Raw genomic sequence first — 18,088 nt, forward strand, 5'->3', positions numbered from 1 at the left:
CGATTGGCAAAGGTAACGACCATCAAAACAAATAGCCTATAGCTAATACACCAAGAGCGTACAGCTAAGCGCACCAAGAGCTGAAAGCTACTGATGTGTCTACTTGTTAGAATCTAGTGTGTGGAAAAGAATGAAGGGAAAACAAAGATACCCTACCTGAACGGCAGGACAATAGATCAATACCGAGACAGGTTATTCTTCTCCATTCAAACTAGGAGGATGGTCGGTATTGTTCATAAAAATCTCCAGAATTACTGTCAATTTGACAGCGCGCATAGTGTAGCAATAGCCGTTCAAAAACTTCGTCAAATTCCTGTCAATAAATAGGGGTCAATAAAAAAGGCATCCGTGGATGCCTTTGGTTCAATTATTGATGTGCATTATTACTTAATAGTAATACGAGCAAACTTACGCTTACCTACTTGGTAAACGGCAGTACCTGCTTCAGGCACGAATTTGCTGTCTTCAATCTTCTCGCCTTCAAGCTTAGCAGCGCCTTGCTTGATCATACGCATCGCATCAGAAGTCGAGTTTACAAGACCCGCTTCTTTTAGAACGTTCGCAATTGGCAGGCCTGCTTCGAATTCAAACTCCGGCATTTCATCAGGAACTTGGTTCTTAGCAAAACGGTTAACGAACTCTTGCTCAGCGGCTTCAGCATCTGCTTCACTGTGGAAACGAGCGATGATCTCTTTAGCAAGAAGCACTTTAACGTCACGCGGGTTCTTACCTGCATCAACGCCAGCTTTCAGTTCCGCAACTTCTTCAAGAGGACGGAAAGACAGCAGCTCGTAGTAGCTCCACATTAGATCGTCAGAGATAGACATGATCTTACCAAACATCTCGCTTGGTGCTTCGCTAATACCGATGTAGTTATGCGCAGACTTAGACATCTTCTTAACACCGTCTAGACCAACAAGTAGTGGCATCATTAGTACCGCTTGTGGTTTTTGACCTGCTGCTTTTTGCAGTTCACGACCCATTAGAAGGTTAAACTTCTGGTCAGTACCGCCAAGCTCAACGTCGCTCTCTAGTGCAACAGAGTCGTGACCTTGTAGAAGTGGGTACATGAATTCGTGGATTGCGATCGGTTGACCACCAGCGTAACGCTTTTTGAAGTCATCACGCTCAAGCATACGAGCAACAGTTTGGTTAGAAGCAAGACGAATCATGCCTTCAGCGCCAAGCTCAGATAGCCATTCAGAGTTGAAACGAATTTGCGTCTTCGCAGGATCTAGAATCTTGAATACTTGCTCTTTGTAAGTTTCAGCATTCTTCAATACGTCTTCGCGGCTTAGCGGTGGACGTGTTGAGTTTTTACCTGATGGGTCACCAACCATTGCAGTGAAATCACCGATAAGGAATGTCACTTCATGACCAAGCTCTTGGAAAGCACGAAGCTTGTTAAAGATAACCGTATGGCCTAGGTGGATATCTGGAGCTGTTGGATCGGCACCCAGCTTAATGCGTAAAGGACGACCTTCTTTTAGTTTTGCAATCAGTTCGTCTTCTGGAATCAGTTCTTCTACGCCACGTTTGATCTCGGCTAGTGCAGCTTCAATACTCGCCATTCTTGTTCACTCCCACAGATTTGGCAAAAATACATTAATTAGACATCTTACTTGAATAGCGATGTATTTTGAAACCAGTTACACTATTCCGTCGTCGATTTTCATAATATTTACAGAACGAACCGGAACATGTTGTCTATTTTTGCACGCCTTCCTATTTTGCACCGGGCTTTTATCGCATTTTTTAGTGCCATAATTTTCGTCGCGATTTTCTTACTCCCCGACGTCAACAGTTTGCGTGACGATTCGGGCGCTTTAGTTGTGGGAAAACATTACCCACTGACTATCAATGCCTCTGCACTTATTAGCTCAAGTGACGCTCCACCGACGGCAGTGCTCAATTGGGAGAAATACACCGTTCGCTCTGGCGAAAGCACCTCTGTTTTATTTGAACGTATTGGCCTCTCATACCGTCTGCTGATCACGCTACTCAATACCAATAATGATATTAAGAAGCAGCTGTCTAACCTAAGACCTGGTGATGTCTTGCAGTTCGGCTTTGATGAAAACAACGACCTTATTCAGTTAAAACGACAACTTAGTGCGTTTGAAAGCTTCAAGATCACTAAGTCTGGCGATTCGTTTTCCTCTAGTTTCGACAAGAAAGAGGTTGCCTACCAATACAATTATGCCGAAGCCGACATCACCTCGAATTTCTGGAATGCTGGCGTAAGCGCAGGTTTAACCGCAAACCAAATTATGGAACTGGCGGGCATCTTCGGCTGGGATATCGACTTTGCGTTAGATATTCGTAAGAATGACAGCTTCAAAATCTTATACCAAGAAAAAGTAGTTGAAGGTGAAGTGGTTGGTCGCGGTAAGATCATGGCAGCCGTATTCAAAAACCAAGGTGATTCATTTACCGCGGTATTAGATGATAAGAGCGGCAACTACTTCGATGAAAATGGTCGTGCAATGAAGAAAGCGTTCTTGCGCTCTCCTATTGATTTTCGTCGTGTAACATCGAACTTTAACCCTAACAGAAAACACCCAGTAACCGGTAAGGTTCGCGCTCACCGCGGCACTGACTACGCAGCCCCTGTTGGCACGCCTATCTGGGCTGCCGGTGACGGTATCGTTCAGAAGTCGGGTTACAACCAATTCAATGGTAACTACGTGTTCATACGCCACAGCAACACCTACATCACCAAATACCTGCACATGAAGCGACGTATGGTGAAAACTGGTCAGCGCGTAAAACAAGGCCAAACCATTGGTACTTTGGGTGGTACGGGCCGAGTGACTGGCCCACACTTACACTATGAATTCTTGGTCAATGGCGTACATAAAAATGCGCGTACCGTGAAATTGCCTCAATCCAAGTCGTTAACTGGTAAAGCAAAAGCAACCTTTATTGCCAACTCAGAGATTCGATTAAGAAACCTTGAGCGATACGGTCAGTTACTAGCGACTAACTAGGCGTTTGTAGCTTCACTGCAAAATAGAAAAATGCAAAGAGCGCCCATCAAGGCGCTCTTTTTTATGCTCACATACCACAACTAGCTACTGTTTTTCAGGTTTGTTGTTCCGTCCAAGCATTAACAAACAAGGGGTTAATACTAAAGTCAGCACCGTGGCAAACGCCAAACCACCAGCAATAGCGGTCGCAAGCTGTGACCACCATTGTGTACTTGGCGCGCCAAACTCTATCTTTTGATTAATCAGGTCGATGTTCATCTCTAACACCATCGGCATTAAACCTAAGATAGTCGTAACCGTCGTGAGCATTACTGGCCTTAAACGCTGAACACCGGTTCTTAGAATCGCATCTCGCTTGTCCAAGCCTCTTTTGATGAGCTGATTATAAGTATCAATCAACACGATGTTGTTGTTCACGACTATGCCGGCGAGCGCTATTACCCCAATTCCCGACATCACAATGCCAAACGGACGTTGGAAGATCAGTAAGCCAACGAACACGCCAACGGTCGAAAACAATACAGCACTCAGAATCAAAAACGCTTGATAGAAGCTATTGAACTGAGTAATCAGAATCAAAGCCATTACCGCCAAAGCAACCAAGAAAGCACTTTGTAAAAAGGCTGACGAGTTTTCTTGTTCTTCGTTTTGACCACGGATGCGAAATTCCACGCTACTCGGCAGCCCTAGCTCACTCAATGCTTGTTCGATCTTTGGTAGTTCGAGAGCAAGGTTATACCCTTCTTCCATATCCGCCATGATGTTCACCACACGCTTGCCATCAAGGCGTTTAATGGTGTCTTGCTTATGGTCGGGAACGATCTGAGCGAAATTAGTAATAGGTACTAAACCTGCTGGCGTTTTCACCCTAAGCTGGTCGAAGCGCCCGATATCACGCTTATCATTAGGGTAGCGCACCAAGATATCGACCTCTTCTGAAGAGTCATCGGGCAGATAATCACCAATCTTGAGACCATTAGTCACGAATTGAACGGTATTACCCACTAAGGTCGCATCAGCTGCAAAGCGCGCAGCATCGTCGCGGCGAATATCCACCTTCCAATCGATGCCATCTTTACTCGCAGTATCGCTGATATTGGTCAGTGCTTTATTTCCATCAGCCCAACCTCTCACAATTTTTGCAGCCTGATTGAGCTGCTCTGGAGTTCTTGCCGACAGCTCAATCACTAAGTCATTTTCAACCGGAGGCCCAGCATCAGGGAACTTATATTCAATCTCAACACCAGCGTATTGATCGGTTTGTACCTTCAACTCATCAATAATCGCCTTAACGCTGCGTCGATATTGCCAGTCAACAGGCGTAATTGAGATCAAACCAATCTGGTCGTCACCACCAGTACGCGTGTAAACGGTATCGAACTCATCATGATTGAGCATCATCAGTTCAATATCACGCATGATGTCATCCTTTTCTTGGATAGACAGATCCCCATGCGAGCGAACTTTGACATTAAAGAATGGCGGATCAACTTCTGGGAAGAACTCTGCACCTAGACCCGCTTTTGAATAAGTAAAACCAACTGCAACCGCGAGCAGTGCCGCACTGAACAAAATCTTAAAGGGGTGTTTAATCGCTAAAGAAAGCGTGTGGTAGTAAGCCTTGGTTAAACCAGTAGCCTGTGAAAAGTCACCATTATGCAGTGCGACCATTCGAGCTTGGCTTTTAGACGATACGTATTGAGGTTTGCCAATCAAACCGCCCAGCACGGGCACAAACAACAACGCCATGATCAATGATGCAGTTAAAGTCGCGATCAGAGTTAGTGGTAAGAACTTCATAAATTCGCCCGTCACATCAGGCCAAAACAGTAACGGAGCAAATGCGGCTAAGGTTGTGGCAGTCGATGCGGTTATCGGCCACGCCATCCGTTTCGCTGCATCTCGGTAAGCGGCTTTGCGCCCTTCACCCTCTTGCATTCGCCTGTCTGCAAATTCGGTCACCACAATCGCACCGTCTACTAGCATCCCCACCGCCATAATCAGAGAGAACAGCACTACGATGTTGACGGTTAGGCCAAACACAGACAGTACTAGCAGCCCGGTAAGAAAGGAGCCTGGGATTGAAATACCCACTAACAAAGCGGTACGCACACCAAGAATGGCGATGATAACGATCACCACCAGAATAATGGCGGATAAGATATTGTTTTGCAGATCATTAAGCATGATCTTCACATCTTTAGATTCATCCCAGGTGTATTTGACCAACAGGTTATTTGGCCATTCCGCTTGCTGCTGAGCGCCTGCCATTACGGCTTTGACTAGCTCAACCGTTTCGATGATGTTCTCACCTGCACGCTTCTTGATATCCAACACCACCGCAGATTTGCCATCTAAACGAGCAAAACTTTCAGGATCTCGAAACGCTCGACGAACCGTAGCGACATCGCCAAAAGTGACCACCTGCTTGCCATCCACTTTAATAGGCAACTCAAGCACGTCTTTTAAGGAGTTAAATACCGAAGGGACTTTGACAGAAAAACGTCCGTAGCCAGTATCAACAAAACCTGCGGCCACCACTCGATTGTTCAGAGCGATCAGATTATAGATATCCGCTTGATCTAAGCTGTAGCTCTCCATCAATAACGGATCGACAATGATCTCGACGATGTCAGCGCGATCGCCCGCAATATCGACTTCAAGGATTTGGCGATAGCTTTCTAATTTGTCTCCAAGCTCTCGGGCAATTTGCACTATGGTGCGCTCAGGAACGGTACCGAATAGCACAACAGACAAAACAGGTTGCTCAGAAGCCAGCGTCACCTCATTTACGGTCGGTTCGTCACTGTCTTCTGGTAGTTTTGGTTTAGCCAGATCAACCGCGTCACGCACATCGGCCATTGCTTTGGTGAGATCGACGCCAACATTAAACTCCAACACAACAGAGGCATGCCCTTCTGCTGCGGTTGCTGTCATCTCTTTTACGCCTTCAATCGACCTCAGCTCTTGCTCAATAGGTCGAACCAATAAACGTTCTGCATCCGTTGGCGAGATCCCTTGGTGCCCGACCGAAACATAGATAATTGGGATGGTAATGTCTGGGCTCGATTCCTTAGGTATCGTGATATAGGTGACGACACCGGCTACAAGGATTAACGCTAAAAGGGAGAGCATTGTTCGAGCACGAGACAAGGCTGCATCAATAATTGAATACATCGGTTATCTCCTACTCTGCGGTTACGTTAGAGAGTTCAGCGACTTGCTCAACAGCAATCACCGAATCACCATCACGCACAAACCCTTGGCCTACTGTGATGATATCGACGCGTTGACCTAGCCCCGTGAGCCACACTCCATCTTGTTCGGCCTTTACTAGCTGAATGCCTACAAACTTCACCGTTGGTGAGTCATCGACTGAAACCAAGGTTTTGACCCCTAGGTTACCCGCCTCATCCAATGCTAGCATCGCCGGTGTTATCTTTATTGCATCTCTTGTTTCTAGGTTGAGTTTAACTTCGGCACTGACACCTGCTGGTAATAGGCCTCTAGAGTTATCGATTTCTATCTCGATTGGGAAGGTATTAGTAGCAACAGAAGAGATACGAGAAACATAGCGTAAACGGCCTTCCGCTTCTTCTCGCCCTAACAAACGAACCAAAGCAGATTGATTGACTAGCAAATGTTGGATATGACGCTCACTGACATCCGCCTCAATAACCAAAGGATCGAGGTCAATCACGCCAGCAACAGGATCGCCAACACTAACGAAATCACCGAGCTCAACCATTAAGTCTTGAACCACACCCGAAAAAGGCGAAGTAATGACAGTATTCTTTAAAGCCAATTCCGCGTTGCGCATCATGGCTTTTGCTTCTGTTAATGAGGCCTCTGCTGTGGTGTAGGCGATTTCGCCTTGCAGTCCTCTTTTCTTCAGTGACTGCGCCGCTTTAAACTCTTTCTGCTTCAAGCGATATAAAGCCGAGGCTCGCTCTAGTTGAATCTCTAAATCACCCTTATCTATCTGGGCAATGGCTTGTCCAGCTTTAACCATATCCCCCTTAACAACGTTCAATCTGACAATCTTGCCCGCGACTTCTGCACCTAGACGAGCATGCCGATCGGGCGCCGTTCTTCCATAGAGATCAATCGTTTTAAAGGTCGGTGATGAGGTGAAGGTTTGAAAGGAAACCTTAGCCAGCGGAATTTCTGTTGCCTTTTTTTCAGGTGACTCTTCTGCTTGCCCTACGCCTAAACCAAGCCAGATCGACAACAACACGACTAGAGTCAGAGAAACCAGCCACGGCTGCTTCAATTTCTGAAAAAGTGGTGAGTTAGAAAATAGAGTGGGCATAACAAATCCTTTTGTCCGATGTCATTCAGGCGCGCTAGTTGGCTTAATAGCGTGATGTGCAACTTCCTTATGCACAAAGGTAACCTTAACAGACCAATCCTCAACGAAGTTGGACGCTATCGACAGTTTAAAAAATATGCCGTGTACTAAAAATGAGAGGAATGCTTTGAAAAGTAATAAGTTACTAAGTAAAAACAAAAACGCCGAACATAAGTTCGGCGTTTGAAATGTATCTAATACAGCTTTGAGCTCAAGCTATTTTCAACTCATGCTATACGCTGAATGATGCGCCACAACCACATGTTGTTGTAGCGTTCGGGTTGTTCACAAAGAAGCGTGCGCCTTCTAGGCCTTCAGTGTAATCAACCATGCCGCCCATTAGGTATTGTAGGCTCATTGGATCAACAACCAGCGTTACACCGCTGTTTACAATTGTAGTGTCGCCATCATTTACTTTTTCATCAAATGTGAAGCCGTATTGGAAACCGCTACAACCACCACCTGTAATGTATACACGCAGTTTTAGTTCTGGGTTTTCTTCTTCAGCAATTAGCGTTTGTACGCGGGTAGCTGCTGCATCAGAAAAAGACAATGGGATATTTACTTCGCTCACGACAACCTCTCTTACCTGTGTCAAAAACAACATGATACAAATCTAATTCGAGACCATAGTTGTTGAGTATTTTCTTATATTCCGGTGATTATCTAATACCTGACTGAAACGTTCAAGTATTCACCACAGGATCGGTCCTTTTACTGCTGTAAACTCGCCAATATCTAACAATTAAAACGTGTAACCACACAAAACAACCAGATTCGGGTGATTATCTGGGCGAAAGCATTCCTAGTTGGATTAGGGATAGGTACAATGCGTGCCAATTGGTCCGACAGTCAAAAGAGGATATATCAATGACCAAATCAGCAGAGCTGTACGAAAAAGCACAGCAAACCATTCCTGGTGGCGTAAACTCTCCAGTTCGTGCATTCAATGGCGTAGGTGGTTCTCCAATCTTCGTTGAACGCGCTGATGGCCCACTTATTTTTGATGCTGATGGTAAAGCGTATATCGATTACGTTGGCTCTTGGGGTCCAATGATCCTTGGTCACAACCACGCGGTTATTCGTGACGCTGTTATTGCAGCAGCTCAACGCGGCCTTAGCTTCGGTGCTCCAACCGAAACTGAAATCAAAATGGCTGAACTGGTATCTGAGATGGTTCCATCAATGGAACAGCTACGTATGGTGAGCTCAGGTACAGAAGCAACAATGAGCGCGATTCGTCTAGCTCGTGGCTTCACTGGTCGTGACAAAATTCTTAAGTTTGAAGGCTGCTACCACGGCCACGCAGACAGCCTACTTGTAAAAGCTGGTTCTGGCGCACTGACTTTAGGTCAACCAAGCTCTCCAGGCGTACCGGCTGATTTTGCGAAACTAACGCTAACAGCAACCTTCAACAATCTAGATTCAGTACGTGAAATCTTCGCAGCAAACAAAGGCGAGATCGCTTGTATCATCGTTGAGCCAGTAGCGGGTAACATGAACTGTATCCCTCCTGTAGAAGGCTTCCACGAAGGTCTACGTGAAATCTGTGATCAAGAAGGTGCATTGCTAATCTTTGATGAAGTAATGACAGGTTTCCGCGTTGCTGAAGGTTGTGCTCAGGCTTACTACAACATCAAGCCAGACCTAACGTGTCTTGGTAAAGTGATTGGCGGCGGCATGCCTGTCGGTGCTTTCGGTGGTCGTAAAGACGTGATGCAATACATCGCACCAACTGGCCCTGTTTACCAAGCGGGTACGCTTTCAGGTAACCCTGTTGCAATGGCTGCTGGCTACGCATGTTTGAACCTTCTACGAGAAGAAGGCAACGAAAAGCGTCTAGCTTCAAAAACTAAGCAGTTGGCAAAAGGCTTCAAGCAACTTGCTGACAAGCACGGCATCCCGATGCTAGTTCATCAAGTTGGCGGTATGTTTGGTTTCTTCTTCACAGATCAAGAAACTGTGACGTGCTACGAAGATGTAACTAAGTGTGATGTAGAACGCTTCAAGCGCTTCTTCCACCTAATGTTAGATCACGGTGTTTACCTTGCACCTTCAGCATTCGAAGCAAGCTTTACTTCTCTTGCTCATGGTTCAAAAGAACTTGATGCAACACTAGAAGCTGCTGACCGCTCTCTTGCGATCATTGCTGCTGAAAGCAAATAATCGAAAGCACTTTATAAGTCGCTAACCGATTGAATTTAGGGCTGCATTAAATGCAGCCCTTTTTTATATATCGCGCTCACCAGCCACAAATATGACAGCTTATTTAGCCGTCGACTAAGGCTAAAGCTGAACCAAAAGCATTAACGTTCCCAGAAAAGGAAAACCAACAACATCAAGGTACCAAGGAACATTCTGAACCAAGGGATCTCTTTTTTTGTTTGCTGTTCTTCGTCTTGGCATTTCTTATCTTTATTACAGCATCCCATTATCAAAACTCCTCATTGCTAACTCTCTGTTTTGCAGCCATTATAAACTCAGAACGCAAATATAGAGACCATTACCGTGTCAGAAAAACTCAAAATCAATTCCAGCCACTGGGTGATCATCATTGCCCTACTCGCGGCGGCTTATGCTTGTTACTTACTTATCGAGCCATACGTTAACTCTATCGTGATGGCCTTTATCATTTCACTATTGATGTTCCCAATCCATGAGTGGCTTGAAAAAAAGCTCCCGAATAAAGAAAACATCGTCTCTCTGCTGTCTTGTGTGATTCTGACTTTCATTATTGTTATCCCTTTATTGGCAGTATTCGCAGCAATTGTTCAGCAAGGTTCTCTGTTCTCTCAGAATACTTACCAATGGGTGACCCACGGTGGCATTCAGACTCTGTTTGCTCACCCGTTAGTGGTCAAAGCGCTGTCATTTGTGAATAACTACCTGCCTTTCGACAACATTGATCCCCAAGCCATCGCACAAAAAGTCGGTGAGTTTGCGACAAGCTTTGGTTCTAAGCTAGTTGGTATCAGTGCCAAAATCTTAGGTGACGCGACCAATTTCTTGATGGATTTCTTCTTGATGCTGTTCGTTTTGTTCTTCTTATTAAGAGATCATGACAAAATCATCAGTGTGGTTCGTCATATTCTGCCGCTGTCTCGTAGCCAAGAAGACAAACTTCTAACAGAGATAGAACAAGTATCTAAATCAGCAGTAATGGGCTCATTCTTAACCGCAATAGCGCAAGGTTTTTCCGGCGGTTTAGGTATGTGGATTGCCGGTTTCCCAGGTCTATTCTGGGGTACTATGATGGGCTTTGCCTCTTTCATCCCAGTTGTGGGTACCGCATTAATCTGGATTCCAGCAGCAACCTACTTGTTCCTAACTGGTGATACCACGTGGGCGATTTTCCTAACGGTTTACTGTGTAGCGATTGTTGGTTCAATTGATAACCTTCTGCGTCCGCTGCTAATGCAAGGCAGTGCAGGCATGAATACCCTGATGATCTTCTTCTCACTATTGGGTGGTATTCAACTGTTTGGCCTAATTGGTCTTATCTACGGACCATTGATTTTTGCGATTACCATTGTCCTATTCAACATCTACGATGAAGAGTTTAAGGACTTTTTAAACCAGCAAGACAAGAGTTAACGAACTTGACGTCAACTTGATTGGCGAACCCGTATTAAACACTTCAAGCTTTGGGCGGATTATGCGAAAATCCGCCCTCATTTTTTGCTAACGATTCAACAGAGTGTCCTATGTCAGCTTATATTGCACCAAGCCAGATTGCTCAACGCCAACTCGCCTACTTTGAAGGCAAACATGTTTTAGTTGCCGGTGAGGCAGAAGACTTGTTCCCTGTTGAGTTAGCGAAGCATTGTGAATCTGTCTCTGTGTTTACTTCTAATTACAGCTACTACCGTCAATTAGAAGGCTACAACACCATCCAACGTTTTTATGGTGCGGAGTTTACCGAAGAGACCAAAGCCGACTTAGTGATGTTGTACTGGCCAAAAGCCAAAGCGGAAGCGGAATTTTTGTTGGCGATGCTATTTGCCAAGCTAGGCAAAGATACCGAGATCGTCGTGGTTGGTGAAAACCGTTCAGGCGTGAAAAGCATCGAGAAGATGTTTGCTCCTTACGGCAAAGTTGTTAAATACGATTCAGCGCGTCGTTGCTCTTTCTACTGGGGTCAATGCTTCGAGCAACCACAAGCGTTCAACCTGCAAGACTGGTTTAAGACCTACACGGTTAACATTGGTGAGCAATCACTTACGGTAAAAAGCCTTCCTGGCGTCTTCAGTCACGGTCAATTCGATGTCGGTAGCCAACTTCTGTTGGATACTCTGCCAAAACTAAAAGGCAAGGTACTGGATTTTGGCTGTGGTGCAGGCGTATTGGGCGCGGTGATGGCATCTCGTAACCCAGATATCGAGCTAGAAATGTGCGACATCAGTGCATTTGCCGTGGCATCAAGCCAAGCAACGCTAGAAGCGAATGGTTTAACGGGTAAAGTCTTCGCATCCGATGTCTATTCTGATACTGCAGAAGACTATCAGTTCATCATCAGTAACCCACCATTCCATTCAGGTTTAGACACTAGCTACAGCGCGACTGAGACCTTACTTTCTCAGGCTCCTAAGCATTTGAAGCGTTCTGGTGAGATGATTATTGTTGCGAATAGTTTCTTAAAATACATTCCAATTATTGAACAAGCGTTTGGAAAATGCTCGACTCTAAATAAGACCACTAAATTCGCGATCTATCACGCAAACAAATAACCTCTCTAGCACAGCGCAGGGTCATTATCTGCGCTGTCTGTTCATATTTTTGTCAAAACTCTATAAAAATGAGCTTTTGCACACGCTTTAAATACCACTTACTTGTCAAAGTAAAAAAACTCGTTAATTTCGTTAAATTGGAACCCGTTAATTCTATTCTCTGTACTTGTTTTCGCCCCTTTTAGCAGTACATCAAAGGAAAGTAGTACCCAATTTATGTTTAGATTCTATCGTAAGCAGAAGTTTAAGCGCCTTCAAAATACCCTAATGCTGGCATTTCTTGTCCTCAGTATTACCCCTGTGACACTTATCGCGATATTTTTCCTCCAATCGCACAGTCAGGATCTCCAGGAACAAAGCACCTCACACCTTGTTTCGGTTCGTGATACTAAGCAGCAGCAAATTGTCGATTACCTACAAGCTCAAGAATCCCAAGTGATGGGCTTTGTTCGCTCAGAATTGGCCAATGCCAGTGGCGGGCGATTTTATGGTTTGATCAATGCATTTCAACGATTGGGGTTAGATATTGACGAGGCACGCAGTAATGCACAGCAGCGCTATATTCAAGGCTCTGGCGATCAAATCAAAACGTCGATCCTCCCTGAATCCAGCAGCTTTATTGGCAGCGAGCGTTATCGCCTGCTCCACAAGCGCTACCATAATGCTTACCTAGAACTGCTTAAACGCTCTGATTTTGACGATATTCTCTTAGTTGATATCAACGGTAACGTCGCTTATTCCGTCTTTAAAAATGACGATTACGGCACCAATCTGCTGACAGGAAAATACAAGGACTCCAACCTAGGTATTACCTTTCAACGACTAGCCAAAGACGTAACCGACCGACGCAAATCTAACGAAGATTACACGCCGGTTATCGTTTCTGACTTTAAAGACGAGAATGGCAAACAGACCGCATGGCTAGGCGCACCTATCGTTCAACAAGGCTACCTACACAGTTACGCGATGTTTAGGCTACCAATCAACGGCATTACTAAGTTGATTGCGGATCTCAACAAGAGTTCGAATATTCAAACGCTGCTTGTAGGTGATGATCACCTGCCGCGTAGCCTTGCTCATTCACAAGAATCTATCAACTTGAGCCTAGATGTTGTCGATAAAGCATTGGCTGGCGAAACAGCGGTTGGCACCTTCGACAACACCCTAGATCAAGCGATCATCGCGGCATATACGCCAATTGAGCTGAAATACGCAACATGGGCTCTTGTCGTAGAGCTGCCAGAGAAAGAGGCGTTTGACCGTATTCATCAGTTAGAAAAGATCTTCGTGATCGTGATGCTAACGGCGATCATTCTGGTAGTCGTTGCATCGCACTATCTGTCTAACTTCATCACATCCCCACTGCTTAAACTGACGTGGGCTGCCGAAAAAGTATCGGCGGGTGATCTCGATGAAACCATGATCAATACCGAGCGCAAAGATGAGATAGGCCGACTCGCGGTGAGCTTCGAAAGAATGCAGCGATCTATTCGTGAAAAAATGCAGCTCATCAAAAGCCAAAACGATGAGCTTGAGGACAACCTTAAGACCATTCAAAAGCAAAACGAAGAGTTACAACTGGCAAATAAACTCAAAGATGAGTTCTTAGCGACTACTTCACATGAATTGAGAACACCACTGCATGGCATGGTGGGTATCGCTGAAGCGTTGATATCTGGAGCTAACGGCCCTATTCCTGCTAATCAGAAATATCAGTTGGATATCATCATCAATAGCGGTCAGAGATTGGCGACCTTGGTTGATGATCTGCTTGATTATCACAAGATGCGCTATGGCAGCTTAGATATTAAGAAATCAGCCGTTGATTTGTCGGCAGCCACCAGCTTGGTCCTAGAGTTGTCTCATCACCTATTGGGCAATAAGCCAATCCGTATTATTAACCAAGTCCCAAGTGATTTAGGTCTGGTTTCATCGGATCCTCAACGACTTGAGCAAGTGATGTATAACTTGGTCGGCAATGCCATCAAGTACACCTCAGAAGGTAAAATTGTTATCTCTGCCAGCGTTATCGATGACAACATTCGTGTACAAGTTGTCGATACTGGCCAAGGTATACCGGCCGAGTACCTTGAGCACATCTTTGAGCCATTGATTCAAGCAGGCCAAGATGCGAGTAACTACCGCCAAGGTGCAGGGCTTGGATTATCGATCAGTCGTCAGTTGATCGAGCTAATGGGCGGTTCACTGTACGTTAGTAGCCAACCAATGCTCGGCACTACGTTTAGCTTTACCCTGCCCCTAGCTACTCAAGATGAGTTAGACAGTTACAACGAATCAGGTCACTACTCGCACTTCCAAACGCCTGATTTAATTGATAACAGCCAACAAGAAAATAGTGTTATCAGTGAAAACCCAGATGGCCCGTTATTGGTTATCGCCGATGATGAGCCGGTTAACCTGCGAGTATTAGACAGCTTCTTGAAGTTAGAAGGTTATCGAGTACGTACTGCATGTGATGGCCCTGAAACCATTGAACTGATTGAGAAAGAGAAGCCAGAGCTGCTTCTGCTCGACATAATGATGCCAGGAATGAGCGGCTATCAGGTTTGTGAAGCACTGCGTAAGCAATACGATCATGCTCAGTTGCCAATCATCATGCTAACGGCACTCAACCAAGCAGAAGACCGTGTTCGAGGTTTCGAAGCGGGTGCCAATGACTACTTGTCTAAACCGTTCAACAAACAAGAACTGGCGGCTCGAATTACAGCGCATCTATCAGCAAGTAAAGCGGAACAGAGACGCCTTGAAAACGACCAACTGCAACTCGAGCTCAAACATAGAGCGATGGTTGAAGCTAACTTGTTAGAAACTCAAGGCCGCTTATTAGAGCAACTAGAATCGGCACCTGAAGCCATTATCTGTATTCGTGATGACCAACGTATTCGCTTTGCTAACGAAGCGGCGGCGAAGCTATTCAGACGCGGACAAGAACAACTTAAACGCTCAATGGCTGACGAAATCATTGCGCCTAAATACCTTAAGGTGGAACAAGCCCACTACTGCGGTGACATTGATATCTATATAGATGACACACGTCAGCGCATACCAAGTGACATCCTTAAGCTGCCTGAAGGCTCAGGGCTCGACACCATGTATATCTTTAATGTAGGTGGTGGTGTTAACTCAAACCGAATCAATAACCTTGAAACGGCGGTTGAAGCTCTCTCTAGTTATGCCTTTGAAGGCGACAAAGATAAGTTACAGCAGCTTAAAGAGCTTGGCGGAGAATTTACTCGTCTTGCTGACAAGGCAACCGGTGAAGGTAAAAACAAGCAAGAGTTAATGCGTGAGGTACTGGTCGATGCGATGACGAATGCCATCATCTACTGGGAATCGGTGACGGGTGAAACCAAGTTTGCTTTCGCCGAGAAGAGTGGCTTGTGGCGCGTCTACTTAGACCGCAGTACGCTGCAAACTCGAACGCTAGACAAATACCTACGCGTAGAAACCCTACCGAAAACGCCTCGCTGGCGAACGGTACTGAGCTCAATCGAATTCATTCTGGAACACTGCAAAGAACAGACGCCAGAAAGAACCCATATTGAGATGCTGAGGGATAAACTTCAGAAACTACTGACCAGTTAAACCCTGAACCAACATCACGATACTTTGAATAATGGAGCCCACCTAGCGTGGGCTTTTTTGTACGCCTAATAATCACAAAAAGTAGAATCCCAACGCTTGCAACGCACTTTTTTTACGCCTTTAAACAAGGGGAAATTCACGCTAATTACTCACAGTGCGTGCTGGTAACCGTCAGTACTTTTCGTTCTATTCTCAATCATATCTGACCGTTATCTGACTCTTTGTTGCAGTTTGAGAAGCGAGTCACAACAGAACGGCAGATTTAATTTTCTAGGGAAATTTAACGTAAAACTGGCAAGTGACCGAGATCTACAATTATACCAACGTAGGGTAAGGCATTATAATAAAAAGCCTTTAAAGTTAGTGGCCACTTACAACCTGCAAGAACCTCAAAACCAAATGCGAGTCACATCACTTTAACAATTGCGTACGAAAAACCACCAAAGCAACCTATTTTGACGTTAATGACGTGGGGTTGTGTGTTTTTAACATTTTTGACGGGAAACGAGTTTGATTAATTCATCGATAAGGTGTTTTCTTACTCCTGCCAAAGGCCTACAGGCCACTCTTACCACTTCTCAGAATCAACGATGAATCTGGAGCAACGAAGAAGAGGTAGGCCTTTAACCAGAGTGTGTATCTACTAAACAATTTAGCGACAGATAACATTCAATCCATTAGTGAAATGAAAGCAAATAGTAAGGAACAGCTATGCTTGCCAATATAAAAAAAACAGCAATAGCAACAGCAATTATTGCAACTGCTACAACAGGTTTTGCATCAGTAGCAACCGCTGCAGAACGCAGTGAACTGACCGTTCACCCGAAAGAGTACACTACCTTCGTACGTAACTTTAACCCGTACCTTGGTGCTACTAACCTACATACTACAACTGACTTCATGTATGAGCCGCTAGTAGTATTTAACGAAATGCACGGTAACACTCCAGTGTTCCGTCTAGCTGAAAACTTCAAGATGTCAGATGATCTGATGAGCGTTGTTTTCGACATTCGTAAGGGTGTTAAATGGTCAGACGGAGAAACTTTCTCTGCTGATGATGTTGTTTTTTCTTTCAACCTTGTAAAAGAGAAGCCAGAGCTTGACCAATCTGGTATCAACTCTTGGGTAACTTCTGTAGAAAAACTGAACGACAACCAAGTTAAGTTCACACTAACAGAAGCAAACTCAAACGTACCTTACGAGATTGCTAAAGTACCTGTAGTACCTAAGCACATCTGGAAAGACGTTAAAGATCCATCAACGTTTACCAATGAGAACCCGGTAGGTTCTGGTCCATTTACAGAAATCGATACGTTTACAGCGCAGCTATACATCCAGTGTGCAAACCCGAACTACTGGGATGCAGACAACCTAGATGTTGACTGTCTACGTGTTCCACAAATTGCGAACAACGACCAATTCCTAGGTAAAGTTGTAAACAGTGAAATGGACTGGACGTCTTCTTTCGTTCCAGATATCGATCGTACATACGCAGCAGCTAGCCCTAAACACCACTACTGGTACCCGCCAGCAGGTACACAGGCATTCATCGTTAACTTCAAGCACCCTGATGCTGCGAAGCATGAAGCATTGAGCAACGTTGACTTCCGTCGTGCTTTCTCTATGGCTCTTGACCGTCAAACTATCATCGACATCGCATTCTACGGTGGCGGTACTGTAAACGATTTCGCATCGGGTCTTGGCTACGCGTTTGAAGCTTGGTCTGATGAAAAAACTCATGACAAGTACAAAGGCTTCAACACTTACAACGCTGAAGGCGCGAAGAAGCTTCTTGCTGACGCTGGCTTCAAAGATGTAAACAAAGATGGTTTTGTTGACACTCCATCAGGCAAGTCTTTCGAACTAATGATTCAATCGCCAAACGGCTGGACTGACTTCAACAACACAGTTCAACTAGCGGTAGAACAGCTAAACGAAATCGGTATTAAAGCAAAAGCTCGTACACCTGACTTCTCTGTTTACAACCAAGCAATGCTTGAAGGTACATACGACGTAGCATACACAAACTACTTCCACGGTGCGGATCCATACACGTACTGGAACAGTGCTTACAACTCATCACTACAATCTGGTGACGGTATGCCTCGTTTCGCAATGCACTTCTACAAAAACGACAAGCTAGATGGTCTTCTAAACAGCTTCTACAAAACAGCTGATAAGAACGAGCAGCTAGACATTGCACACGGTATCCAGCAAATCATCGCTGCAGACCAAGTGACAATCCCTGTGATGTCTGGTGCTTACATGTACCAATACAACACAACTCGCTTCACTGGTTGGTGGAACGAAGAAAATCCAAAAGGCCGTCCAAACATTTGGGCTGGTATTCCAGAGCGTCTACTTCATGTACTGGACCTAAAACCAGTTAAATAAGTAATCGTTCAATCCTTGCG

The 18,088-nt window shown here is 45.1% G+C and carries 11 protein-coding genes; 6 read left to right on the top strand and 5 right to left on the bottom strand.

The genetic code is table 11. The features are described from left to right. Window positions 1-383: 383 nt before the first annotated feature. Window positions 384-1,571 carry a tyrosine--tRNA ligase gene (gene tyrS / locus AB4375_RS00450; RefSeq protein ID WP_017059402.1) on the bottom strand — a complete coding sequence of 396 codons (1,188 nt, stop codon included), beginning with the start codon at window positions 1,569-1,571 and terminating at the stop codon, window positions 384-386. Window positions 1,572-1,700: 129 nt separating this feature from the next. Between tyrS and AB4375_RS00455 the strand changes: the two genes are divergently transcribed. Then, entirely contained in the window at window positions 1,701-2,990 is a 1,290-nt protein-coding gene (locus AB4375_RS00455; protein WP_372050853.1) for a peptidoglycan DD-metalloendopeptidase family protein, read from the top strand. A gap of 84 nt (window positions 2,991-3,074) precedes the next feature. Here AB4375_RS00455 and AB4375_RS00460 read toward each other — a convergent pair whose 3' ends face one another. The 3 genes from AB4375_RS00460 to erpA all read right to left on the bottom strand — a co-directional run bounded on the left by AB4375_RS00460 (window position 3,075) and on the right by erpA (window position 7,915). Next, the gene (locus tag AB4375_RS00460; protein WP_017063268.1) at window positions 3,075-6,167 is read right to left on the bottom strand and encodes an efflux RND transporter permease subunit; all 3,093 of its coding nucleotides are present in this window, start codon (window positions 6,165-6,167) and stop codon (window positions 3,075-3,077) included. Window positions 6,168-6,177: 10 nt separating this feature from the next. Next, entirely contained in the window at window positions 6,178-7,302 is a 1,125-nt protein-coding gene (locus AB4375_RS00465) for an efflux RND transporter periplasmic adaptor subunit (RefSeq protein ID WP_372050854.1), read from the bottom strand. Between the two features lie 271 nt (window positions 7,303-7,573). Further along, window positions 7,574-7,915 (bottom strand): iron-sulfur cluster insertion protein ErpA, encoded by a 342-nt coding sequence (erpA, locus tag AB4375_RS00470; RefSeq protein ID WP_004734539.1) that lies wholly within the window; start codon window positions 7,913-7,915, stop codon window positions 7,574-7,576. Between the two features lie 296 nt (window positions 7,916-8,211). Between erpA and hemL the strand changes: the two genes are divergently transcribed. After that, window positions 8,212-9,507: a glutamate-1-semialdehyde 2,1-aminomutase gene (hemL, locus tag AB4375_RS00475; RefSeq protein ID WP_010436060.1), complete on the top strand. Its 1,296-nt coding sequence runs from the start codon at window positions 8,212-8,214 to the stop codon at window positions 9,505-9,507. Between the two features lie 140 nt (window positions 9,508-9,647). Here hemL and AB4375_RS00480 read toward each other — a convergent pair whose 3' ends face one another. Next, on the bottom strand, window positions 9,648-9,773 hold the full coding sequence (locus AB4375_RS00480; RefSeq protein WP_004734537.1) for a hypothetical protein: 126 nt from the start codon (window positions 9,771-9,773) through the stop codon (window positions 9,648-9,650). 76 nt (window positions 9,774-9,849) lie between these two features. On the opposite strand from AB4375_RS00480, the gene AB4375_RS00485 reads away from it, so the two are divergent. The 4 genes from AB4375_RS00485 to AB4375_RS00500 all read left to right on the top strand — a co-directional run bounded on the left by AB4375_RS00485 (window position 9,850) and on the right by AB4375_RS00500 (window position 18,068). Further along, on the top strand, window positions 9,850-10,935 hold the full coding sequence (locus AB4375_RS00485) for an AI-2E family transporter (RefSeq protein ID WP_372050856.1): 1,086 nt from the start codon (window positions 9,850-9,852) through the stop codon (window positions 10,933-10,935). A 110-nt stretch (window positions 10,936-11,045) separates the two neighbouring features. Continuing rightward, window positions 11,046-12,068, top strand: coding sequence for a 16S rRNA (guanine(1207)-N(2))-methyltransferase RsmC (gene rsmC / locus AB4375_RS00490; protein WP_017068897.1), 1,023 nt, complete (start codon window positions 11,046-11,048; stop codon window positions 12,066-12,068). 216 nt (window positions 12,069-12,284) lie between these two features. Further along, the gene (locus AB4375_RS00495) at window positions 12,285-15,674 is read left to right on the top strand and encodes a response regulator (RefSeq protein WP_017068896.1); all 3,390 of its coding nucleotides are present in this window, start codon (window positions 12,285-12,287) and stop codon (window positions 15,672-15,674) included. 711 nt (window positions 15,675-16,385) lie between these two features. Then, window positions 16,386-18,068, top strand: coding sequence for an ABC transporter substrate-binding protein (locus AB4375_RS00500; RefSeq protein ID WP_017056650.1), 1,683 nt, complete (start codon window positions 16,386-16,388; stop codon window positions 18,066-18,068). Window positions 18,069-18,088 lie beyond the last annotated feature (20 nt).

The sequence above is a fragment of the Vibrio sp. 10N.261.51.C6 genome (genome assembly GCF_041471785.1).
Lineage (GTDB): Bacteria > Pseudomonadota > Gammaproteobacteria > Enterobacterales > Vibrionaceae > Vibrio > Vibrio crassostreae_C.

What these genes read in the sequence shown, in the direction of transcription:
- AB4375_RS00495 (WP_017068896.1), top strand. Translation starts at nt 12,285, where the DNA reads ATGTTTAGATTCTATCGTAAGCAGAAGTTTAAGCGCCTTCAAAATACC.
- AB4375_RS00455 (WP_372050853.1), top strand. Translation starts at nt 1,701, where the DNA reads ATGTTGTCTATTTTTGCACGCCTTCCTATTTTGCACCGGGCTTTTATC.
- AB4375_RS00460 (WP_017063268.1), bottom strand. Translation starts at nt 6,167, where the DNA reads ATGTATTCAATTATTGATGCAGCCTTGTCTCGTGCTCGAACAATGCTC.
- rsmC (WP_017068897.1), top strand. Translation starts at nt 11,046, where the DNA reads ATGTCAGCTTATATTGCACCAAGCCAGATTGCTCAACGCCAACTCGCC.
- tyrS (WP_017059402.1), bottom strand. Translation starts at nt 1,571, where the DNA reads ATGGCGAGTATTGAAGCTGCACTAGCCGAGATCAAACGTGGCGTAGAA.
- AB4375_RS00465 (WP_372050854.1), bottom strand. Translation starts at nt 7,302, where the DNA reads ATGCCCACTCTATTTTCTAACTCACCACTTTTTCAGAAATTGAAGCAG.
- hemL (WP_010436060.1), top strand. Translation starts at nt 8,212, where the DNA reads ATGACCAAATCAGCAGAGCTGTACGAAAAAGCACAGCAAACCATTCCT.
- AB4375_RS00500 (WP_017056650.1), top strand. Translation starts at nt 16,386, where the DNA reads ATGCTTGCCAATATAAAAAAAACAGCAATAGCAACAGCAATTATTGCA.
- AB4375_RS00480 (WP_004734537.1), bottom strand. Translation starts at nt 9,773, where the DNA reads ATGGGATGCTGTAATAAAGATAAGAAATGCCAAGACGAAGAACAGCAA.